The organism is Stackebrandtia albiflava (genome assembly GCF_007994225.1).
Lineage (GTDB): Bacteria > Actinomycetota > Actinomycetes > Mycobacteriales > Micromonosporaceae > Stackebrandtia > Stackebrandtia albiflava.
This window is the reverse complement of the sequence record NZ_VLLL01000005.1, coordinates 1231952-1253296: the sequence shown is the minus strand read 5'-3', so window position 1 is coordinate 1253296 and position 21345 is coordinate 1231952. Positions and strand designations below refer to the sequence as shown.

At 70.3% G+C, this 21345-nt stretch carries 22 protein-coding genes and 1 pseudogene; 12 read left to right on the top strand and 11 right to left on the bottom strand.

The features are described 5' to 3' along the window. Positions 1 to 66: 66 nt before the first annotated feature. Entirely contained in the window at positions 67 to 1017 is a 951-nt protein-coding gene (locus LX16_RS06600) for a chitinase (RefSeq protein ID WP_147134615.1), read from the bottom strand. 163 nt (positions 1018 to 1180) lie between these two features. Here LX16_RS06600 and LX16_RS06595 point away from each other — a divergent pair, with 163 nt between their 5' ends. From LX16_RS06595 to LX16_RS28095, 3 genes are all read left to right on the top strand, one after another. Next, complete coding sequence (locus LX16_RS06595) at positions 1181 to 1693, top strand: gluconokinase (RefSeq protein WP_147137140.1); 513 nt, start codon at positions 1181 to 1183, stop codon at positions 1691 to 1693. Between the two features lie 102 nt (positions 1694 to 1795). Further along, positions 1796 to 2464 (top strand): nucleotidyltransferase domain-containing protein, encoded by a 669-nt coding sequence (locus tag LX16_RS06590; RefSeq protein WP_425304419.1) that lies wholly within the window; start codon positions 1796 to 1798, stop codon positions 2462 to 2464. A 219-nt stretch (positions 2465 to 2683) separates the two neighbouring features. Beyond that, positions 2684 to 3115, top strand: a complete 432-nt coding sequence (locus LX16_RS28095) for an SsgA family sporulation/cell division regulator (protein WP_147137137.1) — start codon at positions 2684 to 2686, stop codon at positions 3113 to 3115. Between the two features lie 93 nt (positions 3116 to 3208). Here LX16_RS28095 and hutH read toward each other — a convergent pair. Together hutH and LX16_RS06575 are read right to left on the bottom strand one after the other, a co-directional pair. Next, positions 3209 to 4708: pseudogene (gene hutH / locus LX16_RS27415) on the bottom strand (histidine ammonia-lyase); the annotation flags it as partial. A 172-nt stretch (positions 4709 to 4880) separates the two neighbouring features. Continuing rightward, positions 4881 to 6017: a citrate synthase/methylcitrate synthase gene (locus LX16_RS06575; protein ID WP_147134609.1), complete on the bottom strand. Its 1137-nt coding sequence runs from the start codon at positions 6015 to 6017 to the stop codon at positions 4881 to 4883. A gap of 226 nt (positions 6018 to 6243) precedes the next feature. On the opposite strand from LX16_RS06575, the gene LX16_RS06570 reads away from it, so the two are divergent. Continuing rightward, entirely contained in the window at positions 6244 to 7323 is a 1080-nt protein-coding gene (locus tag LX16_RS06570; RefSeq protein ID WP_158645508.1) for a CapA family protein, read from the top strand. Positions 7324 to 7394: 71 nt separating this feature from the next. Here the strand turns inward: LX16_RS06570 and LX16_RS06565 are convergent, their stop codons facing one another. The 3 genes from LX16_RS06565 to LX16_RS06555 are packed head-to-tail and all read right to left on the bottom strand — an operon-like array spanning position 7395 to position 10914. Beyond that, positions 7395 to 9713 (bottom strand): FtsX-like permease family protein, encoded by a 2319-nt coding sequence (locus LX16_RS06565; RefSeq protein WP_147134603.1) that lies wholly within the window; start codon positions 9711 to 9713, stop codon positions 7395 to 7397. After that, positions 9710 to 10393 carry an ABC transporter ATP-binding protein gene (locus tag LX16_RS06560; RefSeq protein WP_147134600.1) on the bottom strand — a complete coding sequence of 228 codons (684 nt, stop codon included), beginning with the start codon at positions 10391 to 10393 and terminating at the stop codon, positions 9710 to 9712. Before LX16_RS06560 ends, LX16_RS06565 begins: the two co-directional genes overlap by 4 nt. Next, entirely contained in the window at positions 10390 to 10914 is a 525-nt protein-coding gene (locus LX16_RS06555; RefSeq protein ID WP_147134597.1) for a PadR family transcriptional regulator, read from the bottom strand. The genes LX16_RS06560 and LX16_RS06555 overlap by 4 nt, the downstream gene beginning before the upstream one ends. Positions 10915 to 11069: 155 nt before the next feature. Here LX16_RS06555 and LX16_RS06550 point away from each other — a divergent pair, with 155 nt between their 5' ends. The 6 genes from LX16_RS06550 (at position 11070) to LX16_RS06525 (ending at position 15788) form a co-directional block, all read left to right on the top strand. Next, on the top strand, positions 11070 to 11525 hold the full coding sequence (locus tag LX16_RS06550) for a PaaI family thioesterase (protein ID WP_147134594.1): 456 nt from the start codon (positions 11070 to 11072) through the stop codon (positions 11523 to 11525). 116 nt (positions 11526 to 11641) lie between these two features. Further along, complete coding sequence (locus LX16_RS06545) at positions 11642 to 12208, top strand: carboxymuconolactone decarboxylase family protein (protein ID WP_147134591.1); 567 nt, start codon at positions 11642 to 11644, stop codon at positions 12206 to 12208. Beyond that, on the top strand, positions 12208 to 13404 hold the full coding sequence (locus LX16_RS06540) for an RNA polymerase sigma-70 factor (protein ID WP_147134589.1): 1197 nt from the start codon (positions 12208 to 12210) through the stop codon (positions 13402 to 13404). Before LX16_RS06545 ends, LX16_RS06540 begins: the two co-directional genes overlap by 1 nt. Beyond that, positions 13362 to 14600, top strand: coding sequence for a glycosyltransferase 87 family protein (locus LX16_RS06535; protein WP_147134586.1), 1239 nt, complete (start codon positions 13362 to 13364; stop codon positions 14598 to 14600). The genes LX16_RS06540 and LX16_RS06535 overlap by 43 nt, the downstream gene beginning before the upstream one ends. 97 nt (positions 14601 to 14697) lie before the next feature. Next, positions 14698 to 15009, top strand: a complete 312-nt coding sequence (locus LX16_RS06530) for a tetratricopeptide repeat protein (protein ID WP_244615694.1) — start codon at positions 14698 to 14700, stop codon at positions 15007 to 15009. A gap of 215 nt (positions 15010 to 15224) precedes the next feature. Further along, positions 15225 to 15788 carry a type 1 glutamine amidotransferase domain-containing protein gene (locus LX16_RS06525; protein WP_211354313.1) on the top strand — a complete coding sequence of 188 codons (564 nt, stop codon included), beginning with the start codon at positions 15225 to 15227 and terminating at the stop codon, positions 15786 to 15788. On the opposite strand, the gene LX16_RS06520 is transcribed toward LX16_RS06525, so the two are convergent. Then, the gene (locus LX16_RS06520; RefSeq protein ID WP_147134580.1) at positions 15785 to 16624 is read right to left on the bottom strand and encodes an alpha/beta fold hydrolase; all 840 of its coding nucleotides are present in this window, start codon (positions 16622 to 16624) and stop codon (positions 15785 to 15787) included. The two genes, LX16_RS06525 and LX16_RS06520, sit on opposite strands and share 4 nt — an antisense overlap. A 53-nt stretch (positions 16625 to 16677) precedes the next feature. Here LX16_RS06520 and LX16_RS06515 point away from each other — a divergent pair, with 53 nt between their 5' ends. Further along, positions 16678 to 17427, top strand: coding sequence for an alpha/beta fold hydrolase (locus tag LX16_RS06515; protein WP_147134577.1), 750 nt, complete (start codon positions 16678 to 16680; stop codon positions 17425 to 17427). 42 nt (positions 17428 to 17469) lie between these two features. Here LX16_RS06515 and LX16_RS06510 read toward each other — a convergent pair whose 3' ends face one another. Then, positions 17470 to 17922 carry a MarR family winged helix-turn-helix transcriptional regulator gene (locus LX16_RS06510; RefSeq protein WP_147134574.1) on the bottom strand — a complete coding sequence of 151 codons (453 nt, stop codon included), beginning with the start codon at positions 17920 to 17922 and terminating at the stop codon, positions 17470 to 17472. 103 nt (positions 17923 to 18025) lie between these two features. Here LX16_RS06510 and LX16_RS06505 point away from each other — a divergent pair, with 103 nt between their 5' ends. Beyond that, positions 18026 to 18385 carry a hypothetical protein gene (locus tag LX16_RS06505; RefSeq protein ID WP_147134571.1) on the top strand — a complete coding sequence of 120 codons (360 nt, stop codon included), beginning with the start codon at positions 18026 to 18028 and terminating at the stop codon, positions 18383 to 18385. Positions 18386 to 18388: 3 nt separating this feature from the next. Here the strand turns inward: LX16_RS06505 and LX16_RS06500 are convergent, their stop codons facing one another. The 3 genes from LX16_RS06500 to LX16_RS06490 form a co-directional block, all read right to left on the bottom strand. Further along, complete coding sequence (locus LX16_RS06500) at positions 18389 to 19996, bottom strand: carboxylesterase/lipase family protein (protein WP_211354312.1); 1608 nt, start codon at positions 19994 to 19996, stop codon at positions 18389 to 18391. Next, the gene (locus LX16_RS06495) at positions 19993 to 20604 is read right to left on the bottom strand and encodes a TetR/AcrR family transcriptional regulator (protein WP_147134568.1); all 612 of its coding nucleotides are present in this window, start codon (positions 20602 to 20604) and stop codon (positions 19993 to 19995) included. The genes LX16_RS06500 and LX16_RS06495 overlap by 4 nt, the downstream gene beginning before the upstream one ends. Positions 20605 to 20682: 78 nt before the next feature. Next, positions 20683 to 21279, bottom strand: coding sequence for a DUF4291 domain-containing protein (locus LX16_RS06490; protein WP_147134564.1), 597 nt, complete (start codon positions 21277 to 21279; stop codon positions 20683 to 20685). Positions 21280 to 21345: the final 66 nt, after the last annotated feature.

Below are 21345 nucleotides of genomic sequence, written 5' to 3'. Positions count from 1 at the left end.
TGGAGGCGGCCGGGGGTGGCCGCCTCCACCGAGACGTCGGAACCGGGCGACGTCCTTCGACAGGCGTCAGCCGAACGGGGCGAAGATCTTCGTGAACTCGTACTCGGACTGCGCGATGCCACTGCACACCGGGCTGACCCCGCCCCCGGGGCAGTCGCCGTTGTCGCGTCCCACCGACCAGAATCCGATGAAGCCGATCCGGTTGGCCTGTGCCCAGTTCAGCAGGGCGCGCGCGTGGGCCTGTGTGGTGGTCATGCCGGTGTCGTTGCGGCCGATCATGGGTGTGACACCGAGCATGGCGTTGAGTTCGGCGGTGGACTTGCCGGGCCAGATGGCGCCGAGTTGTCCACGGGTCGCCTCGGCGGCGTCGATCATGGCCGCTCCCCAGTCGCCGGAGTAGCCGAAGTTCATCAGCATGGGGTTGACCAGGGGTTCGAGTCCCTTCGCGGCGGCGTCCTGGAGGACCTGCACCGAGTACGGGTCCATGCCGTAGTCCTGGCCCTGTACGCGCATGGTGTAGCCGACGGAGGTGCCGCGTTCGTCGACCAGCCGCTTGAGGGCGGTGTTGACCATCGCGTGCGGGATGGGCGCCTCGACGTCGATGTCGAGATGCCGGGCGCCGGTGGCGTCCAGGACGGCGCTGTACGCCTCGTACAGGGCGTCGGCGCTGCCGCACACGTGTTCCAGGTACGGGCCGAGCGCGCCACCGGACGCGATGACCACGTCACCGCCCATGGCACGGAGCGCGTCGATCTCCCCGATGATCCGTGGATCGTCCAGGTCGATGGTGCCGCCCCACTTCGGGTCGCAACCGGAGTGGGAGCCCAGGACGAATGCGAGCGTGAAGTGGGTGACGCCGGTCGCGGCGGCGACCTCGGTCAGGCGGGGTTCGGACATGGTGATGTCGATGTAGGGGGCGTAGGTGATGTCGGAGGCCGTGGGGGCGGGTTCGGCGACGGCGGCGACGGGCGTGAGTACGGTCGCGGCGGCCAGCACGGCCAGGGCGTGGCGGAGCATGTCTCCTCCTTTGGCATCGGTGCCGGATGACACCAAAAGTAAGGATTATTTGCAGTCAGCGAACCACATGGAATCGACATATGCAAGTGGCTCTTGTTCCGTGTGAGTGCTCGCCCCGCTCCTCGCCCGCCCGCCGATCGATTACGGTGAAGCCGTGGATGACATGGCAGTGATCGTCACCGGCGTCTCCGGCAGCGGCAAGACCACCATCGGCAAGCTGCTCGCCGCCCGGATGGGGTGGCGCTTCGGCGACGCCGACGACTTCCACTCCCCCGAGAACATCGCCAAGCTCAGCCACGGACACCCGCTCACCGACGAGGACCGCGACCCCTGGCTCGACGCCATCGGCGACTGGCTCGACGCCCGGCACTCCGAGGACGTCTCACTCGTCCTGGCGTGTTCGGGTCTCAAACGCAAGTACCGTGAGCGGTTGCGCGCCGGCCGGCCGCAGGTGCGGCTGGTGTACCTGCACGGCAGTCGGCAGGTGATCGCCACCCGGCTCGCACAGCGGCACGGCCACTACATGAAGGCGCACATGCTGGAGGGACAGATCGCCGACCTGGAGGAACCCGGCCCCGACGAACCCGTCGTCACCGTCGACGTCGCCACCACCCCCCAGCAGATCGTCGCCGAGATACAGACCGCATTGGACCTGCCCACTCCGCCCGCACCATGACGGTCATTCCCCCACAACCGTCGTGAAAGCCCCATAACCTCACGGCCACATCGGATCCGGCATCACCATCCACCGCGGACCGGGCGTAGTCTCGTCGATGTGATCCCGCCGCACCAGCTCGTCACCGACCACACGGTCCTGTCGGTGGTCGTCGGCTCACGCGCGTACGGACTGGCCGACTCCGACAGCGACTTCGACCGGCGGGGGGTGTACGCGGCCCCGACGAGCAGCTGGTGGGGTTTCGACAAACCGCCCACCCATGTGGACGGACCGGATCCGGAACGGTTCTCCTGGGAACTCGAACGCTTCCTCGGACTGGCGCTCGCCGCCAACCCCACGGTACTGGAGTGCCTGTGGTCACCGATCGTCGAACACTGCGACACGATCGGCGAGGAGCTGCGCGCGCTCCGGGGGAGACTCGTGTCACGCGAGGTGTACCGCACCTTCCTCGGCTACGCCAACTCACAGGTCGACCGGCTCAGCACCGCCATGACGGCACGCGACTGGAAACAGACCATGCACATGCTGCGCCTGCTCATCAGCGCCCGGCACTTCCTCGCCACCGGGGAACCGCTGGTGAACGTGGCCGCGTACCGCGACAAGCTGCTCGCCGTCCGGCACGGCGAGGTGCCCTGGGCCACCGTGCAGCGATGGCGTGACGAGCTGGCCGCCGCCGCCGAGGCGGCGCGGTCGGCCACCCGGCTGCCGGCACGCCCCGACCGGGCCGCCGCCGAGCGACTGCTGATCGAGGTCCGCCGCATCCGGCTGTGACGCCTACCAGAAGAACGCCCTCCCCACACGCGAACCCGGGCTTCCGAAAAGACGGATTCCCGACAGCACCCGTTTGGGATGATCTGCGGTGATATCACCGAAACGCGCAGTCACCACTGTCGTGGATCGGCAGGTAAACCCGCTTTCGAGGTGGTAAACCTCAGATATGACTATGGCGAGTCCCGGGGGGCTCGCCCTGATGGCCAGGGGGGGCACACCATGGCGACTACACGTCCGGCGACGGTGGAAGTAGAAACCACGATGCGTTTCGTCGCGCCAGACTTCACCACCATCAACGTGCGAGCCAGCATGCGTTACGACCAGGGCGACCCGTACGCCGTCCACGTCGTGTTCCACCCGAGCAACATCGACGCCGAGCAGGTGAGCTGGTCGTTCGCCCGCGAACTGCTCGCGACCGGACTCGTCGAACCGGCCGGTATCGGCGACGTGCGGGTGTGGCCGTGGTCCACACCCCGCGGCGACGCGATCGCGCTGGCGCTGTCGTCTCCCGACGGCAACGCGCTGTTCGAGATCTCTCGCAGCCTGGTGTCGCGCTTCCTCAGACGCAGCTACGCACTCGTACCCAAGGGGAAGGAGCCCGAGACCCTCAACGTCGACTCGGCGGTGGCCAGACTCCTCGCCGAACGCTGACCGGGGCCGGGCGTGTCCGGACGACCGGGCACGCCCACGCCGATCCGGGGATAACCGCGCGACCCCCGACACCGCCACCAGTTCCGGCAGCATCCCCTTCACCGCCTCGATCTGCGGGGCCAGTTCCCGGTCCACCATCATCGAAGGAACCTCCGACCTGATCCGGTCACGTACCGCGCCGGTCGCCTCCCCGGGCGCGGCGACGTCCGACCGAAGGTCGAGGCCCTGCGCACCACACAGCAACTCGATCGCCAACACCGCCCGGGTGTTGTCGATGACCTCGTGCGCCTTGCGTACCGCGTGCCATCCCATCGACACGTGGTCCTCCTGGTTGCCGGACGTCGGAATCGTGTCCACACTGGCCGGATGGCACAACACCTTGTTCTCGCTGACCAGGCTCGCCGCGGTGTACTGCGCCAGCATGAAACCGGAGTTGGTTCCCGCGTCGGGCGCCAGGAACGGCGGAAGGCCCCGGGAGGTGGCCGGGTCCAGCATCCGGTAGACGCGGCGCTCGGCGATGCTGGCCAGCTCCGCCACCGCCATGGCCAGCGCGTCGGCGGCGAACGCGATCGGCTGCCCGTGGAAGTTCCCGGTACTCATGACCTCGAAGCCGTCACCGGTCTCGTCGCGCACCACGACCGGGTTGTCCACGATGGAGGACAGCTCGACGCTCAGCACGCGGCGGCAGTGCGCGATCAGGTCCCGCGCCGAACCGTGCACCTGAGGCGCGCAGCGCAGCGCGTAGGAGTCCTGCACCGCGTGGTCGGAGAACCGGTGGCTCGCCAGCAACGGGCTTCCCGCCAGCAGCTCCCGGAGGTTCGACGCCGAGTCGAGCTGGCCGGGGTGCGGCCGGATCACCTGGACCCGGGCGTCGTAGGCCCGGTCGGTGCCGAACAACGCCTCCACGCTCACCGCGCACGCGATGTCCGCGACCCGGCACAACTCCTCGGCGGCCACGATCGCCAACGCGAGGACGGCCTGCATGGGCTCGGTCCCGTTGATGAGCGACAACCCCTCCTTCGGCTCCAGCTCCAGGGGGGTGAGGCCGTACTCGGCGAGGACCTCGGCGGCGGGGCGGCCCTGCGGACCGTCTCCGGGCGCACGCAACCGCCCCTCACCGATGAGCGGAAGGGCCAGGTGGGCGAGCTGCGCCAGGTCTCCCGACGCCCCCACCGACCCCTTCGACGGGATCACGGGCAGCAGGTCGTGTTCCAGCAGCGACAGCAACATGGCCGGCAGGTCGATGCGGACCCCGGAGTACCCGGCGGACAACGTCCGTGCCCGCAGCAGCAGGAGCGCCCGCACCACCTCGGGTGGCAGCGGGTCACCGGTGGCGGCGGCGTGGCTGCGCAGGATGCCGACCTGGAGCCTGGCCAGGTCGTCGGCGCCGATGGTGGTGTCGGCGAGGGCGCCGAAGCCCGTCGTGACCCCGTAGACGACGTCCTTCCGCCGGACCGCCTCGGTGACGACACCACGGGCGGGAGCCATCCGTTCGGCGAGCCCGGCGGCCAGGGACACGCGGGCTCGACGGTGAGCCACGTCGGCGACGTCTTCGATGCTGAAGCCGTCGCCCGTCAACTGAAGATCACGCATAGGCCGACCCTAACCCCCGTTCAGCCGCCACCGACAACCCGCCTTGGGTGGTGGGAGGTCCGGCGGAAAACGGACGGAAGAGCGTGTTCGAGGCACGTCGGCGCGCCACCCGATGCGGCAGAAGGGGTGGGCGGGAAGCGGACGGGGGCGGCCGGGCGCCGCCCCCACGGTGTCACTCGGGGAGGACGACGGGCTGCGGCGCCTCCGGGCCGGTGTAGCGGGCACGCGGGCGGATGATCTTGGAGTCGCGGGCCTGCTCCAGCACGTTGGCGCTCCATCCGACCATGCGGCTGGCCGCAAAGGTCGGGGTGAACATGTCGCGCGGCACGCCGCACTGCTCCATCACGACACCGGCGTAGAACTCCACGTTGGTGTACAACTTGCGGCCCGGCTTCAACTCGGCCAGGATGTCCACGACCTTGCGCTCCACCTGCTTGGCGAAATCGACGAGGTCACCGCCCAGCTCGGTCGCGACGTCGCGCAGCATGAGCGAGCGCGGGTCGTCGGTGCGGTAGACCGCGTGGCCGAATCCCATGATCCGCTCACCGCCCTCGACGCGCCCACGCACCCAGGAGTCGATCTTGTCGGGCGTGCCGATCTCCTCCAGGGCCGCCAACGCCCGGCTCGGGGCGCCGCCGTGCAACGGGCCCGACAGGGAACCGATCGCGCCGACCAGGCACGCGCCGACGTCGGCGCCGGTGGAGGCGATGACGCGCGCGGTGAAGGTCGAGTTGTTGAAACCGTGGTCGACCGTCGAGATCAGGTACTTCTCGATCGCCGCGGCGTGCCGGGGCGTCGGCTCCGCACCGGTCAGCATGTACAGGTAGTTCGCCGCGTAACCCAGGTCGTCTCGCGGGGCCACCGGCTCCTGCCCCGAACGCAACCGGTACAGCGCGGTCAGGATGGTCGGCACGATCGCGCACGCGAACAGCACGTCGTCCGCACGCTCGGCCTCGTCGGTGTCGAGCAGGGGCCGCATGCCGCGATCCGCCGCCGCGAAGGACAACGCGGTCCGCAGGCCGTCCAGCGGCTTCGCGCCCGCCAACGACGGCAACAACGCCGACAACTGCGGGCTCAGATGGCGCAGGGGGCGCACTCGGGCGACGAACGCGTCACGTTCGGCGGGCGTGGGCAGCGTGCCGTGGAACATCAGGTGCCAGACGTCTTCGAAGCCGCACTTCTCGGCCAACTCCACCGCCGAATACTGGCGGTAGTGGTAGAAGCCCTCATCACCGCGGACGTCACCGATCTCGGTATCGGTGACCACAACCCCGGCAAGTCCACGGGGCACATCCACCAAAGTGGTCATTGCGACCTCCTCGTCGCTTTCGAGTCAAGTTTCCTAGGTTACTGTCGCGTATCCCGACCGGTTCCCACAATGCCTGTCCATGGTGTCAACCGCCACAAACCGTAGAAGATCACCGGAACCGGTCGCGGGGCACGTGTCGCCGTGCCTCACCGGCCCCACCGGCACCGGGGGCGGCGTATCGTCTCAGACACCGCACGGCGCCGTCGGACACAGTATGGGAATCGCCATGTCATCGAGGTCACGGTTCGCCGTCGTGGGGGTCATTCTCACACTGCTCGCCGGGTGTGGCGGTGATCCGGCGGGCCCCTCCGATGACGCCCCGGCCGACGCCCCCTCCCAGACGGAGACCGCTCCCGAGCAGCCCGCACCGGACGGGATCGCCACGCTCGCCGTGGCCGGCGACGTCCACTTCGCCGAACGCACCCTGGACCTGCTCGCCGAGCCGGACACCGCGTTCGGACCGGTGGCGGAGCTGTTCACCGCCGCCGACCACGCGGTGGTGAACCTGGAGACGCCGGTGACCGAACGTGGCACGGCCGAGCCCAAGGAGTGGCTGTTCCGGGCGCCTCCGGCGGCGTTCCAGGCGATCCGCGCCGCCGGCATCGACCTGGTGAGTCTCGGCAACAACCACGCCCTCGACTACGGTCGCACCGGACTCGCGGACACCCTGGAGGCGGCGGCGTCCGCCGGGATACCGGTCGTGGGCGCCGGGCCGGACCGGACCGCCGCGCTGTCGGCGCACTTCGTCACGCTCGACGGGACGCGGGTGGCCTACCTGGCGTTCTCGCAGGTGTGGGAGCTGTGGGACACCTGGATGGCCACACCGGACCGCTCCGGAGTGGCGCACGTGGCGCACGGCGATCTGGTGACGGCGGCGGTGCGGGCCGCCGGCGAGGCCGCCGACGTCGTGGTCGTGCTGCCCCACTGGGGCACCGAGGGCGAGTCCTGTCCGAACGCCGAGCAGCGGGACTGGGCACACCGCCTGGCCGACGCCGGCGCCGACGCGATCATCGGCACCCACGCCCACCGCCTGCAGGGCGACGGTTACCTCGGGAACACCTACGTGGCATACGGTCTCGGTAACTTTCTCTGGTGGTGGAACGACGCCGACTCGAACGACACCGGGGTGGCGTCCCTGACGCTCGAGGACGGCCGACTGGTGGGCGCGGAGGTTGTACCGGCGCACATCGACCGCACCACCGGCCAGCCGATCCCCGCAGTCGGCGCGCAGGCGGAACGGATCTCCGGTGAGATCGCCCGGCTGCGTGACTGCGCCGGGCTGACCGAGTCCCCCACATCGGACTGATCCGAGGCCGCCGACGCCGCCCCGGACGCGCCGCCGGGCGCGACCGGAGAGGTCACGCCCGGCGGCCCGTCTCACTCGGTGCGGATTCCGTCTGCGCGCATCAGCCGCCACAGCACCGGGAGGCTGATCACGGTCACCAGCAGGACCACCCCGGCCCCGATGCCGGCCACCATGGCCAGGTTCCACCAGTCGACCGCGAACGGGAGGTCCACCATGGTCAACAGCGCACCGCCGACGACAGTGCCCGTCGCCAACGACAGCACCAGTCCGAACGCCACCGGCAACGCCACCTGCCACAGCACCGACCAGCCCAGTACCCGCCGACGGGTGCCGAACGCCGACAGCACCGACAACAGCCTGCGCCGTTCCTGCAGCTGCTCCAGCATCCCGATGAGCAGGCTGAAGCCGACGAGCGTCATCACACCGGTGACGCCGATGAGCAGGCCCCGCCGGATCCCGTCGAACTTCGGCTCGCTGACCTCGTTGCCGATGACCGTGACCGGTTGCCAGGACCCGGTCGGCTCCACGAGGTTGCGGATGTGTTCGATCGCCAGGGGCCGATCGTCGGACACCAGGACCTGCAGCTGCGCGTAGCCCGTGGCCAGTGCCTCCGGCTCCACGGCGCCGGGTGTGAGCAGCAGCCCACCGAACTGCCCGTTGATCGGGTCGTACCGCGCCTCGACCTGTCGCAGATCTGCGGGCACCGTCCACTCCAGGCCTTCGGACAGGGCGGGATCGCCCCAGGTGAGGGTCGTCGACTCCGGTGGGGCCGGGTATCCGCCGGGATCGGTGAAGAAGGCGTCGCCGTCGGCGCAGCCGGTGACGTCCGCGAGGGCCGCCAGGTCCGCGCACTCCCCCACCATGGCGGGGAAGGCGGTCGGCCACTCCTCACCCTCGATATCCCAGTACGCCACCAGGCTCCAGAACCGGTGGGAGGTCTCGGCCCCGTCGATCTCGTCGACGGCGCGCACGACCGCGTCCGGGTCGACGTCCGCGGTGTATGACTGCAGCACCGCCTCCGAGTGGCCGTCGGTGACGCCGGTGTCGGTGACGTACTGGCCCTGCACCCCGAAGAAGAGCATCTGGAGCGCCACCGCGCCCGCGGCGGCCACCGCGATGCCGCTGACCGCTCGCGCGGCGGCGTCACCCCCCAGTTGGAGCCGCCGGATCGCCAACTGCCACGGCACCGGTCCGCCCTCGATCCGGTGTACGACCGCGTCCAGTACCCAGGGCAGCAGCGTGGCGGCACCGATCAGGACCAGCATCACTCCGGCCGCCACCCCGACCTGTTCGAGGTTTCCCCCGGTGAAGGCGCCGTCGCGGGCGAACAGGACCAGGGAGGCGAGTCCCGCCACCGGCAGCAGCAACCGCCACCACAGTCGGCGTCGGCCGACGGCGGCCTGCCGGAACACACCGAGTGGTTCGATGATCAGGCGGCGCATGGCCAGCCAACTCACACCGACGGTGATGACGGGCACGGCGACGACGATCAGCAGGGTGAGCACCGGATCGGGGACCACGTCGGACACGAAGACACTGACGTCCCAGAGGACGATCCCCTCGACGAACCGGCGTCCGATGAGGAAGAACACCGTCCCGGCGACGAGGCCGGCGAACGCGCCCAGCAGCGCCTCCCCCGCCGCGACGCGCCGGGTCATGGCCCTGTCGGTCCCGAGCAGTCGCAGGGCTGCCAGCCGCCGGTCACGGCTGTCGCCTCCGAACCGTGCCGCGACACCCATGAACATCGCCACCGGCAGCAGTAGGACGGTGAACGAGATGAGCGCCAACAGGACGAGCATCATGGGGAACGGCTCGCCGGGTTCTTCGACCCCGAACTGCGCGACCCGGTGGGAGTTCTCGAGGTCGAGTGCGTCCGAGCCGAGGTAGTAGCGGTAGTCTCCCGGTCCGACCAGGCCGTCCTGGGATATGAGCCCGTCCGGTTCGCCGTCGAGGCGTGGCGCCAGCAGTGAGCCCTCCGACGTCTCCAGCAGTTCCGCCAGGGCCGGGGACACCATGAGTTCGCCGGGGCCGGGCAACCTCTCCAGCCCGGCGGGCACGGCGGGCGTGTCGCCCTCGGCCTTCACCAGGTGCCCGATGATGGTGATCTCACCGAACCGGGTGTCACGTTGCTGGACCAGGACCGTGTGCGGCCCCGCCTCCAGCCCCTCGGTGGGGAACGGGACGTCCACGGCCTGCGCGCGCGCCTCGCGTTCCACGAAGATGTGCGGCAGTGACGCCGCGACCAGCAGCAGGCCGACCGCGAGGCCCACGGCGACGGCGGTCAGGGTGGTCCGGACGAGGCCGCCGGCGCCACCGGCCGACGCCAGCCGCAGCCCGGTCGCGAAGTCGATGGCCCACCTGCGCATCCCGGTGGGGTTCCCGCGGGTCACGACGCGGCCGCCACGACCGTGCGGGTGCGGCCGTCCCGCACCACGATCTCGCGATGCGAGTACGCCGCGACCCTCGCCTCGTGGGTGACCAGGACGACGGCGGTGCCCAGTTCGGCGGCGGCGCTGGTGAGGTGACGCATCACCGCCTCGCCGTTGAGGGAGTCGAGTGCGCCGGTGGGTTCGTCGGCGAACAGCAGCCGTGGTTCGGCCACCAGTGCCCTGGCCACGGCGACCCGTTGTCCCTGGCCGCCGGACACCTGTCCGGGGCGCTTGCGGGCGACGTCGGAGACCTCCAGTTTCGCGAGCCAGTCGGCGGCCCGCTGTTCGGCGGCCTTGCGGGCGACGCCATTCATCCGCAGCGGCAACGCCACGTTCTCCAGGCAGGTCAGTTCGGGAACCAGTTGGCCGAACTGGAAGACGAAGCCGAACTCGGTACGGCGCAGGGCGCTGCGCCGGGAGTCCGACATGGCGGTCATGTCCACCCCGTCGTATTCGATCCTGCCGGAGTCGGGTGTGACGATTCCGGCGATGCAGTGGAGCAGTGTCGACTTGCCCGAACCGGACGGTCCCATGATGGCCAGGACCTCCCCGGCGGTCACGGTCAGGTCGGCGCCGGCGAGTGCGTCGGTCTCGCCGTAGCGCTTGTGCAGCGCGGTCGCGGTCAGCAGCGGGGTGGTCACGGGGTCACCTCCGCGCGGAGCTGGTCGAGACGTGCGGCGGTCAGTTCCAGCCATCGCAGGTCCGCCTCCAGGTGGAACAGTGCGAAGTCGCAGATGAGTTGGTCGGCGAGGTCGCCGTGGGTCTTGCGGTGGGTGAGGTCGCGCATGAACCGCAGGTGCTCGGCGCGCTGGGTGTCGAGGACCTCGGCGGCCGACCGGCCGGTCAGCAGCGCCAGCACGACCTTGGCGTAGAGGGTGTTCTGGAGGTAGGGCTCGGGTTTCTCCGGCGTGGCGAGCCAGCCGGCGACGTCGGTGATGCCCGCCTCGGTGATGGCGTACCGCTTCCGTTCGGGGCCTTCGCCGGGTTCGACTCCGTCGACCTCCACGAGGCCGTTCTTCAGCAGCCGCGACAACGTGGCGTACACCTGCCCGTAGTGCAGCGGCCGGTCGGCGCCGAAGCGTTCGTCGTAGGCGCGTTTGAGGTCGTAGCCGTGGCGGGGTTTCGCCTCCAGCAGTCCCAGGAATGTCTGTCCGATAGCCATGCGACGACTATACACGCGGTGTATACACCTCGCGAGTAGCATGCCCAGAAGCCAAAGTACCAGGTCAGTCCGGTTACCGGCCGGTTGGCTTGCTCGCCACTGCCGGCGGCTGGTAGGAATGACTGCCCACCGCCACCGCGACATGCAGGAGTGTCATGACCGAGAAGTCGGCCCACGAGGTCTTCCCCGCCCGCATCGTCGAGGAGTTCGCCGGCGTCGGGATCGACCTGGTCGCGCTGTTCTCCGCCGGACGGCTCGGCACCAGGATGGGGATCGAGATCCTGCGCGCCGAACCAGAACGCGTGGTGGGGACCATGCCGGTGGAGGGCAACACCCAGCCGTACGGTCTGTTGCACGGCGGCGCCTCCGCGGTGCTGGCCGAGACGCTGGGCTCCATCGGGGCGATGCTGCACGGCGGCCCCCGCCGCATCGCCGTGGGCGTGGACCTCAACGTCACTCACCACCGCGGCGCCCGATCCGGCCTGATCACGGGGGTCGCCACGCCGCTGCACCTGGGACGCAGCACCGCCAGTTACGAGATCGCCGTCACCGACGACGGGGACCGGCGGATCTGCACCGGCCGGATCACCTGCCTCATCCGCGACGCCTGACCCCCACCCCGCCGCCGTTCCGGCCGACCCGCCGAGTGGTCCGGGCCACCGGATGTCACGTTTCGGGCAGTCCGACGGGTCCCATCACCGACCACGACGCGAACGAGGAGGCGGTCATGGCACGAATACCCCTGGACTCACCGCGCGGCCCGCTGGCCCGGACGATCGAATGGGCGGTCCGGCGCCGTTTCGGCGGCCACCTGGACCCGGTACGCGCGGCCGGACACCACCGCGGTGTCCTCATCACCGGTTCGTTCTTCGAACTGGGCGTCGGACGCTGGCGACGCCTGACCCCGTCGATCCAGCTGCTGGCGGTCATGGCCACCGCCGTGCGGTTGGGCTGCGACTGGTGCGTCGACTTCGGCTCCTGGTCCGCGCGGGGCAAGGGGGTGCCGCCGGAGAAGATCGCCGCGGTTCCCCGCTGGCGCGACAGCGACCACTTCGACGACACCGAGCGTCTCGTCCTGGCCTACGCCGAGGCGATGACGGACACGCCCGTGACAGTCACCGACGAGATGGTCGCCGGGCTGCGGCGGGTGTTCACCGACGCGCAGCTGGTCGAACTGACCACGTTGATCGCCGTGGAGAACATGCGGGCACGCACCAACCACGCCTTGGGCATCACCTCGCAGGGCTTCGACGCCGCCTGCGCGCTGCCGGCCTCTCCCCCGTCGGAGCGGTGATGCGCCCGGCGGACGAGACGTTCCAGCAGCACCGGCGGCTACTGGTGTCGGTGGCCTATCGGATCCTCGGCAGTGTCGGTGACGCTGAGGACGCCGTCCAGGACGGCTGGATCCGCTGGTCCGGGGTCGATCCCGAGACCGTGCGGGAACCACGCGCCTACCTGGTCCGACTGGTCGCCAACGCCGCGCTCAACCGGTTGCGCGCCGTGAAGGCCCGCCGGGAGAGCTACCCGGGACCGTGGCTGCCGGAGCCGGTGTTGACCGATCCGGCCGACGCCGCCGCCGAAGCCGCGGACTCCATATCGATGGCCATGATGATCGTGCTGGAGACGCTGACACCGGACGAGCGGGCGGTGTTCGTGTTGCGGGAGGCGTTCGGTTTCTCGTACCGGGAGATCGCCGCCGCCCTGCACCGGACGCCCGAGTCGGTCCGGCAACTGTCGCACCGGGCGCGTTCCCACGTCCACGCGCGCCGTCCCCGCTTCGCGGCCGACCGGGCGGCACACCGGGCGGCGGCCGAACGCTTCCACTCCGCCGCCCGGGGCGGTGACCTCGCCGCGCTCTTGGACGTCCTGGCGCCGGACGTCGTCCTGCGCACCGACGGGGGTGGCCGGGTGCGTGCGGCGTTGCGCGGGATCCACGGTGCGGACAAGGTGTCGCGGTTCATTCTGGCCGTGATGTCCGAACCGGTCTGGTCCGGTGTGAACTCCGAGGCGATCACGACGTCCGTCATGGACGTGAACGCGATGCCGGGACTGGTGATGCGACACGGGGACCGGCCGGTGGCCGCGGTGTCGCTCGAAGTGGAGGACGGCCGGATAACGGAGGTCAACGCGGTGATGAACCCGGAGAAACTGAACGGAGTCCTTTCAGCGGAAGCGCACCCGGGCACCGGACCACCGAAGGGGACGGTCACCGGTCTGTTAGGATCCGGCCTGCCGCAACCGTTCCAGGCGCCGGGGGTCTCGGGCCGCTCAGAGGCCGTCTTCGAACCTCGTTCGTGGCGAGCGGCGGTCCGGTCGAGTGCATTCGCAAGGCGGAGGAGACTTCGCGTACCGGTGTTGTACGCGGGGTACCCGACAATGCCGCGAGGCGCCGACCGGTCGTCGCGCAGTAGAACAGCAGGTTCGACGACAGCCTCAAAGGAGAATCGATGTCCGCTCCGGCCGCCGTGCGCCCACGACACCTCGGGATGACGACGGGACTGGCGATCGGTTGGTTGCTCGCGGTCATGGTGGCCAGGTTCTGGTACGACTTCGGCGACCTGCGGCAGTACCACGCCGCCATCGTCGACTGGTGGTCCGGCGGTCCACTGTACGCACAGCACGCGCCCGGGCAGGGCTTCAACCTGCCGCCTCTGGCCGCCGTCGCGCTGACGCCCGTCCTGATCTGGCCGGTGCCGGTGGCCGTGGCGATCAGCACCGGTCTCAGCCTCACCGCGTTGTTGTACTGCGTGCGCCACACGTTCCGGCGCATCGCCGTGGAGGCGGGACGGCCCGGCCGGTGGTGGTACGCGGCGGCCGCCGTGGCCGCACTGGCGTTGGAGCCGGTGCGTCAGACACTCGGCCTGGGGCAGCTCAGTCTGGTACTGCTCGCCCTGGTACTCGCCGACCTGGCGCTGGCCCGTCGCGGCCACCCGGCGGCGGGAATCGGAATCGGACTGGCGACCGCCGTGCAGTTCGGTTTCGGGTTGTTCGGCGTGTACCTGCTGGCGACCCGTCGATGGCGCGCCGGGCTCACCGCGATCGCGACCGTGGTCACGACCTGGGTCGCGGCGTTCCTCGCCATGCCGCAGACGATGGGTGAGTACCTGTCCCACGTGCTGTTCGAACCGGACCGCACCGGCCACTTCAGCTCGTTCGGGAATCAGGCGCTCTCGGGCCTGATCGCGCGGCTGTACGAGAGCGACTCCGCTCCCGCCGTCACCTGGCTGGGTTTCGCGCTGTTCGCCGCCGTCTGGGGGCTCGCGCACGCGCGCGACACCTACTTCCACGGCGACGAGGCCGCGGCGATCGCGACGGTGGGACTCACGGGGGTACTGGTGAGCCCGATCAGCTGGTCCCACCAGCTCGTGTGGGTCATCCCCGCGATGGCGGTGTTGACCCGCTGGGCGTTCGTGTCGCCGCCACCGCTGCGACAGCGCCGCATGCTGGACCGGCCGGTCAACCGCCGGATCGTGACGGCGGCACTGTGGCTGTGGTTCGCGATCTCGCCCATCTGGTGGCCCGCGCTCCCCGGGCTGGGACGCTGGGGTGACGGTGCGGTGCGACTGCTGACCGACAACGGGTTCGTCCTCGCGACGATCCTGTTGATCGCGCTGCTGCCACGCGCCGCCCACTGGACCTCGCCGACGATTCCGGTGGCACGACGTCCCCGCGCGGTCGTAGGCTGAGTCCGACGGGCCGGCTTCCGGGAATGAACCGGACGGCGCCGTCGTTTCCACAGCGACCGAACGACGAGCCGGAAGGGGGTCAGCCGTGGACATGGCGATGCGGTACCAGCGAGGAGTGCAGTTCTTCGAAGCCGGTGACTACATCACGGCCGCCAAGTGGCTGGTCGAGGTCGTCGAGGCCGCCCCGACGCACCTCGCCGCGCGACTGCTCCTGGCCCGGGCGTACTACCACTCCGCCCAGCTCGGCCGCGCCGAGGAGCAGCTTCGGCACGTCCTCGACCAGAACCCGGCCGAGCCCTACGCGCACCTCATGCTGGGCCGGACCCTCCAGCGGCTGAGCCGCCCCGAGGAGGCCACCGGCCACATGCGGTTGGCGGCCGCGATGACCGGCGGCTCGCTGGACGGCTGACCAGAGCGGTCGTCGGATGACCTCCGACGACTGCGGCACCGTTCACCGGTCGTCGACCGCTCCGGGTCGTCGGCGTCGCACCTCCCCCACCCCCGTCACGGCACGCCGCGGCCGTCACCTGCGCAGACGCCCCGCCGTGCGTTTTGAAGGGCGCGGGCGCCGGGTAACGGCTGGAGTGACGATCGAACGACGAATGGGGAGAGGGAGAGATATCCATGGCCGAATCACTGGATGGCCTGCGAGTCGCGTTCCTGGTGGCTCCTGAGGGCACCGAACAGGTGGAGTTGACCGAACCGTGGAAGGCGGTGGAGAAGGCGGGCGGCCGCCCCGAACTGGTATCCACCGAACAGGGCGAGGTCCAGGCGTTCCACCATCTCGACCGCGCCGACCGCTTCCCCGTCGACAAGGTGGTCACCGACGTAACCTCGACCGACTACGACGCCCTGGTACTTCCGGGGGGAGTGGCCAATCCCGACTTCCTTCGCACCAACGGGGAGGCGGTGCGGTTCGTCGCCGAGTTCTTCACGGTGGGCAAACCGGTGGCGGCGATCTGCCACGCCCCGTGGACGCTCATCGAGGCCGACGTCGTCCGTGGTCGCCGCATGACCTCGTGGCCCAGTCTTCAGACCGACCTGCGCAATGCGGGCGCGGAGTGGGAGGACAGCGAGGTCGTGGTCGAGGCCGGGCTGGTGACCAGCCGCAAGCCCGACGACCTGCCGGTCTTCTGCGAGCACATGGTCGAACAGTTCGCCGCCGGTCCCCGCACCGTCACGGGCTAGACCCGGCCGAGGAGTTCCGTCAGCGCGACCGCCAGTTCACGTGGCGACTCGCGCCACGGGTGGTGTCCGGTGCCGGGTAGGAGCCGCCACACGGCACCGGGCAGCGCCCCGGCGAGCCGGCGGGCGCCCTCCCAGGGGCGCGGGTCGGCGTCACCGTGGACGAAGAGCGCCGGAACCCTCGACCGGGCGGTGTGCTTGAGGGCGTCCGCCGCCCGCCACTCGACGGCGGCACCGAGTTCCCGGTTCGCCGCCTCGTTGACGGGCCACGGTGCGGCGGCGTCCTCGGCCGCCCAGCGTTCTCCCGTCTCGGGTTCGGCGTGGTCGGTGAACCAGGCGAGGGTCCGCAGTTCCCGCTCCTCAGCCGGGGTTCGCGTCTCCACCGCCTGCAACCGGCGGAGCCGTCGTTCCCGTTCCGGCCCGAGCCGGCGGGCGCGTTCGGCCCGGTACCGGGGCCGCCAGTCGGTGCCCGGCCCGGTCCCACTGAGGTATCCGAGCCCGGCGACCCGCTCGGGATGCCGCCACGCGTAGGCCAGGGCGAGCGAGGCGCCGTAGGAGTGCCCGACCACGATCCACCGTTCCACGTCCCAGTGCCGTCGTACCGTCTCCAGGTCGTCGAGGGCGGTGCCGAGCCGGTAGTCGGCCGGTCCCGCCGAGCGTCCACAGTTGCGTTGGTCGAACCGGATCAGCTGCCGGTCGGCGGGCAACAGGGTCACCAGCGGATCGAGGTAGTCCCACAACCCCGGTCCGCCGTGGCACAGCACGACCGGCGGCCCCGCCGGAGCCTGAGATCGGGTCGTCCACAGCCGGTTGCCGTCGGGACCGATGGCGTATGGCATCCTCCGGGCGAATTCGGGTGACAGGCCGCCCGGCCCCGGCTACATTCGCCGCGATGATTCTCTTTCATGACGTGGCCGGAGACGGCCCTCCCATCGTCCTGCTCCACTCCTCGGTCTGCGATCGGCGGATGTGGGACGCGCAGGTGACCCGGTTGTCGGCGGCGGGTCACCGTGTCGTGTGCCCGGACTTCCGCGGCCACGGCGACACGCCGGTCCCCGCCGAGGACTACGCCGACGCCGAGGACGTGCGTTCACTGCTCGACCATCTCGACCTCGACCGGGTGACGCTGGTCGGCTCCTCGTTCGGCGGCCGGGTCGCGCAGCAGGTCGCCGGGGCCTGGCCCGAACGGGTGGAGCGGCTCCTGTTGCTGTGTCCCGCACCGCTGGAGTGGGGCGAACAGTCCGCAGAGATGGCCGCGTTCGAAACGGCCGAGGAGAACCTGCTCGCCGAGGGGCGGGTCCAGGAGGCGGCCGTGCTGAACGCCGACACCTGGCTGGGTCCCGAGGCCGGGGAAGCGGCCCGCGTGGCGGTGATCGAGATGCAACGGCACGCGTTCGAGGTGCAGCTCGCCGCACCGGAGGTCTCCGGGAGAGAGGTACCCGGCGATCCGTCCCGCATCACCGCCCGCACGCTGGCGATCGGTGGACGGTTCGACCTGCCGGACCTCAGGGCCGCCGCCGCGGGGATCCCCGAGGTGATCCCGGGGGCGGAGTACCGGGAGCTCGACTGGGCGGGGCACCTGCCGAGCCTGGAGCGCCCGGACGAGATCACCGGCCTGATCGCCGGGTTCGCCGCGGACTGACGACGTGTCGTCCCCGGCCGGTGCGTGGCGTCGCCGGCCGGGTCACTCGGCGGCGCATCCGTCGGAGTGCACCGTGTAGAGCCGCTCGGCGGCGTGGTGGAGACGGTCCCGTTCGGTCTCCGACAGCGGGGCGAGGAACTCCTCCTGCGCCAGCCGCAATCGCCGGAGCGCCTCCCGACGGGTCTCGTGGCCCGCGTCGGTCATGGTGACCAGGTGTACCCGGCGGTCGGTCGTGCTGCGTTCACGCACGACCAGTCCGGTGGATTCGAGTCCGTCGACCACCGAGACCATCGTCGTACGGTCCAGTCCGGTCAGCGCGCACAGTTCCCGCTGTGAGTGCGGCTCCGCGGCCAGGAAACTCAGCAGCCGGAACTCCCTTCCCCGCAGTCCGAGTGGGCGCAGGGTCTCCTCGATGGCCGCCGATGCGGCGATCCCCACCTTCACCAACAGGAATCCGGTCATCCCCGCCAAGGGGTCGATAGAGGAGGTCGCCACCCGCCGATCCTACGGCCGTCGGCGCCCCGCGGGGTGCGCGCCGCCCCGCAGTAGATCAACTAGACTGATCATCAGTATTACTGACTATAATGGGGAGTGCGTCGTGTCCGCCCAGACCTGGTCACGCATCACCGCCGCCGTCGTGTCGACGGCCACCTTCGTCTTCCTGTTCCTCCACGACTCCTGGCACGCGGACAACCTCTTCCTGATACCCGATCTCCTCCTGTGCGCGGTGCTCGCCGTGGTGGCGGCGTTGCCCTCGCGCGTGGCGACGCCCTGGTTGATCGCCGGCCTCTCCCTGGCGGCCGGAGTCCTGCTCACGTCGGTCTCCTCCTACGCGGTACGAGGAGAATTCGGAATCGCGAGCCTGCTCGGCGTGATCGCCTGCGTCGTGGCCGTCGTCCTGTCGGCTCACCGGGGCCGGGGTGCGGTGAGCCCTGCCCACCGCACCCCGGCCCCGTAGGTGTCACGGCATCCGCTCCCAGAACTCCAACCGGTGCTCCGCCGCGAAGTCGACCGGGGCGATGCCACCATCGCCGGGCGCCAGTCCCAGTACCGTTCCGGTGGTGTCGAACCGCTCCCACTCGGGTGCCCCGGGAGTGCGGGGGTCACCGTTGCGGGCGAACGCCGTCCAGTAGTCGATCATCGTGTCCGACAGCCGCAGTTGCGCCGGGCTCAACTCGGCCTCGAACTCCGGGTCCCTGAACAGGTAACTGATGTCGGCGTTGTGGTAGGCGCCCGGCTCCACCTCCGGCGGGAACGGGAACTCCTGCGGCGGATTCCGGTCGGCGAACTCGTACGCGTACACCTCGGTGTGCCCGGCGAGCGCGGTGTGCTGCCGCAGCGTCGCCCTCGCCCACATCCGGTCGGTCATGACCTGCGCGAACGCCTCGTTGCCGTTGCGGTAGTCGGCGAACGGGTACTCCCGTTCCACCGCCTCGGCGTCCTCCCCGAACGCCTGCCGCAACGCCGCGGTGTACTGCGTGGCGTCCTCTATGGGGTAACCGGACAGGACCCGGATGGCCACCATGGTGCGGTGTTCGTCCAGTGTGCTGCCCGCGAGCACCGGCACCCGGGCGAACTCCCCCGCCGCCAAGGCGGTCGCCGGGTCGCCCGGCAGTTCGGCCGAACCGAGCGCGTACGACTGGAAGATGTTCATGACGGACGGGTACGCGAGGAGCTCCTTCACCGGCTTCGCCCGCAGGCACGCCATCACGTCGGACGCCTCGCCACAGCCCAGCTCGGCCGCCACGGCCGCGCCGGTCTCCCTCACCTGGGCGTCGGTCGTCCAGCCGTAGCGCGGCAGTTCCTCCAGGAACGGGTAGATCGCCCCCGAGGGGGCGTCCATCACGGTGAATCCACTGTGCAGGATGGCCCGGTGGAACAGGCCGTGCGACTCCGGCGACATCATGTGACCGGAGATCGCCGTAGCACCGAACGAGACCCCGAACAACGTGACGTTGGACGGGTCACCCCCGAACGCCTCGGCGTTGCGCTGCACCCACTGCAACGCGGCGCGCTGGTCCCGCAACCCCAGGACGCCCGACTCGGGCAGCTCCGGGTGGCCGAACGCCCCGAACACCCCCATGCGGTAGTTGATCGTCACCACCACCACGTCGCCCCGTGTGGCGAGGCGCCGCGCGTCGAAGACGTCACCGGACCCGATGGTCCCGTTGCCGTGGATCCACACCACGACCGGCTTGTCCCTCGGGCCGCTCACCGGAGTGGTCACGTTCAGGTACAGGCAGTCCTCCTCCAGCACCTCCTCACCGCCGTACGGTGTCCCGGTCTGCGGGCACGGGCTGCCGGGTGAGGTGGCGTCACGTACCCCGCGCCACGGCTTCACCGGCTGCGGCGGCCGCCAGCGCAGTTCCCCCTTCGGGGCCGCCGCATAGGGGATGCCCTCGAAGCTGCGGTGGTCGTCGGCCACCGTGCCCCGCAGCACCCCGGCGTCGGTGTGCACCGTACTGCGCGCCATCCGGTTCTCCTCCGGTCTCTCGGCCAGCGCCGTCCCCGCCGCCAGCAGTGCCACTACCGCCGTCACGACCAGGGCGGTCGTCCTCCCACGTCTCATGTCTTCCCTCCGTTGTCGGTCATCGCCGCCACCGCGGCGACGAGTTCCGAGGCCGCCGCCTCCACGTCGAACCCGGGTTCCTCGGCGAGCCGTTCGATGAGCCCGTCACGAAGCGACAGGATGAAGCCCGCCATGAGGTCGGGCGTGAATTCGCCGAAGTCACCGGTGCGCCTGCCCTCCGCGAGCAGGGCCGCCAGGTCGCGCCGGTCGGTGCGGCCCCGGGCGTTCACCGCGTCGGGCCGCACCTGCGCCCGCCGGATCCGCAGCAGCGTCACCATCTGCCCTCGGTGCGCCGCCATGTAGTCGGCGTTGGCGATCAGGAACGTCCGCAGTTGCCCCGCGGGTGTGCCGTCGTCGGGTCGTTCCCGCACGAAATCGGCGAACTCACGCAGGATCGCCTCGCAGACCGCGTCCATGAGGTCCTGCTTGCCCGCGAAGTGGTAGGAGATCAGGCCGGTGCTGCTCAGGCCCGCCCGCGCCGCGATCCGGCCGAAGGACGCCTTGGTGTAGCCCTCCTCGGCGATGACCTCGATCGCCGCCGCGACGATCTGCGCCCGCCGGGCGAGCTCGGTGACGCTCCGCTCAGTTGAGCTGTTTCTTGCTCGCATGAGCAAACCATAACACGCGTGTTGCTCGGTTGAGCAAAATCATGCCCTCGCGCTCGCCGGTCACGCCGGTGAGCGCGGTCAGCCGGCGGGCAGCACGTGGGCCGGCATGTCCTCCGGCAACGGGTACGGGCGCTCCGCCGGCGCCAGCCTCACCGCCTCGTCCACGGCACCGATCGAGGCCAACCGTCCCACCTCGGTCATCAGGTCGGTGACGTCGGTGATCCGGACCGTCCACTCGTCGACGTAACGGGCGACGGCCGCTCCGCCGATACCGATCTGGATGGCCCGGTGCGGCAACGGACGCAACCGCACGTCGCGTTCCGGATCCCACTGGACGCGCACCGGGTTGGCCTTCACCGCCGCCCGCCACGACGGCGCGTCCGGGTAGCCGGCGCGGTCGAAGTGGCTGAGCGCGGAATGCCGCAACGCCCATTCGAAGCCGCCGCGTGAGACGTCGACCGCCAACACACGTTCCTGGCCGGGTTTGGTGGCCCAACCGCACCGGTACGCCATCCACAGGAACGACGGTTTTATCCACGTCATGCGCGTCCGGGAGAACGGCGGCACGAATCGGCCCGCGGCGGTGGCGGGTCGGGCGATCTCGGGTGCGTACGCCTGGTAGACGCGCACCGTCTCGGTGTCGAACACCGCGCGAATCCGGCGTCGGAATGTCATGGCACCATTGTGGAAGCCGAAAGCCCCCGCCGTCACCTCCTTTTCGCGGCACCACCGAACGGAGAA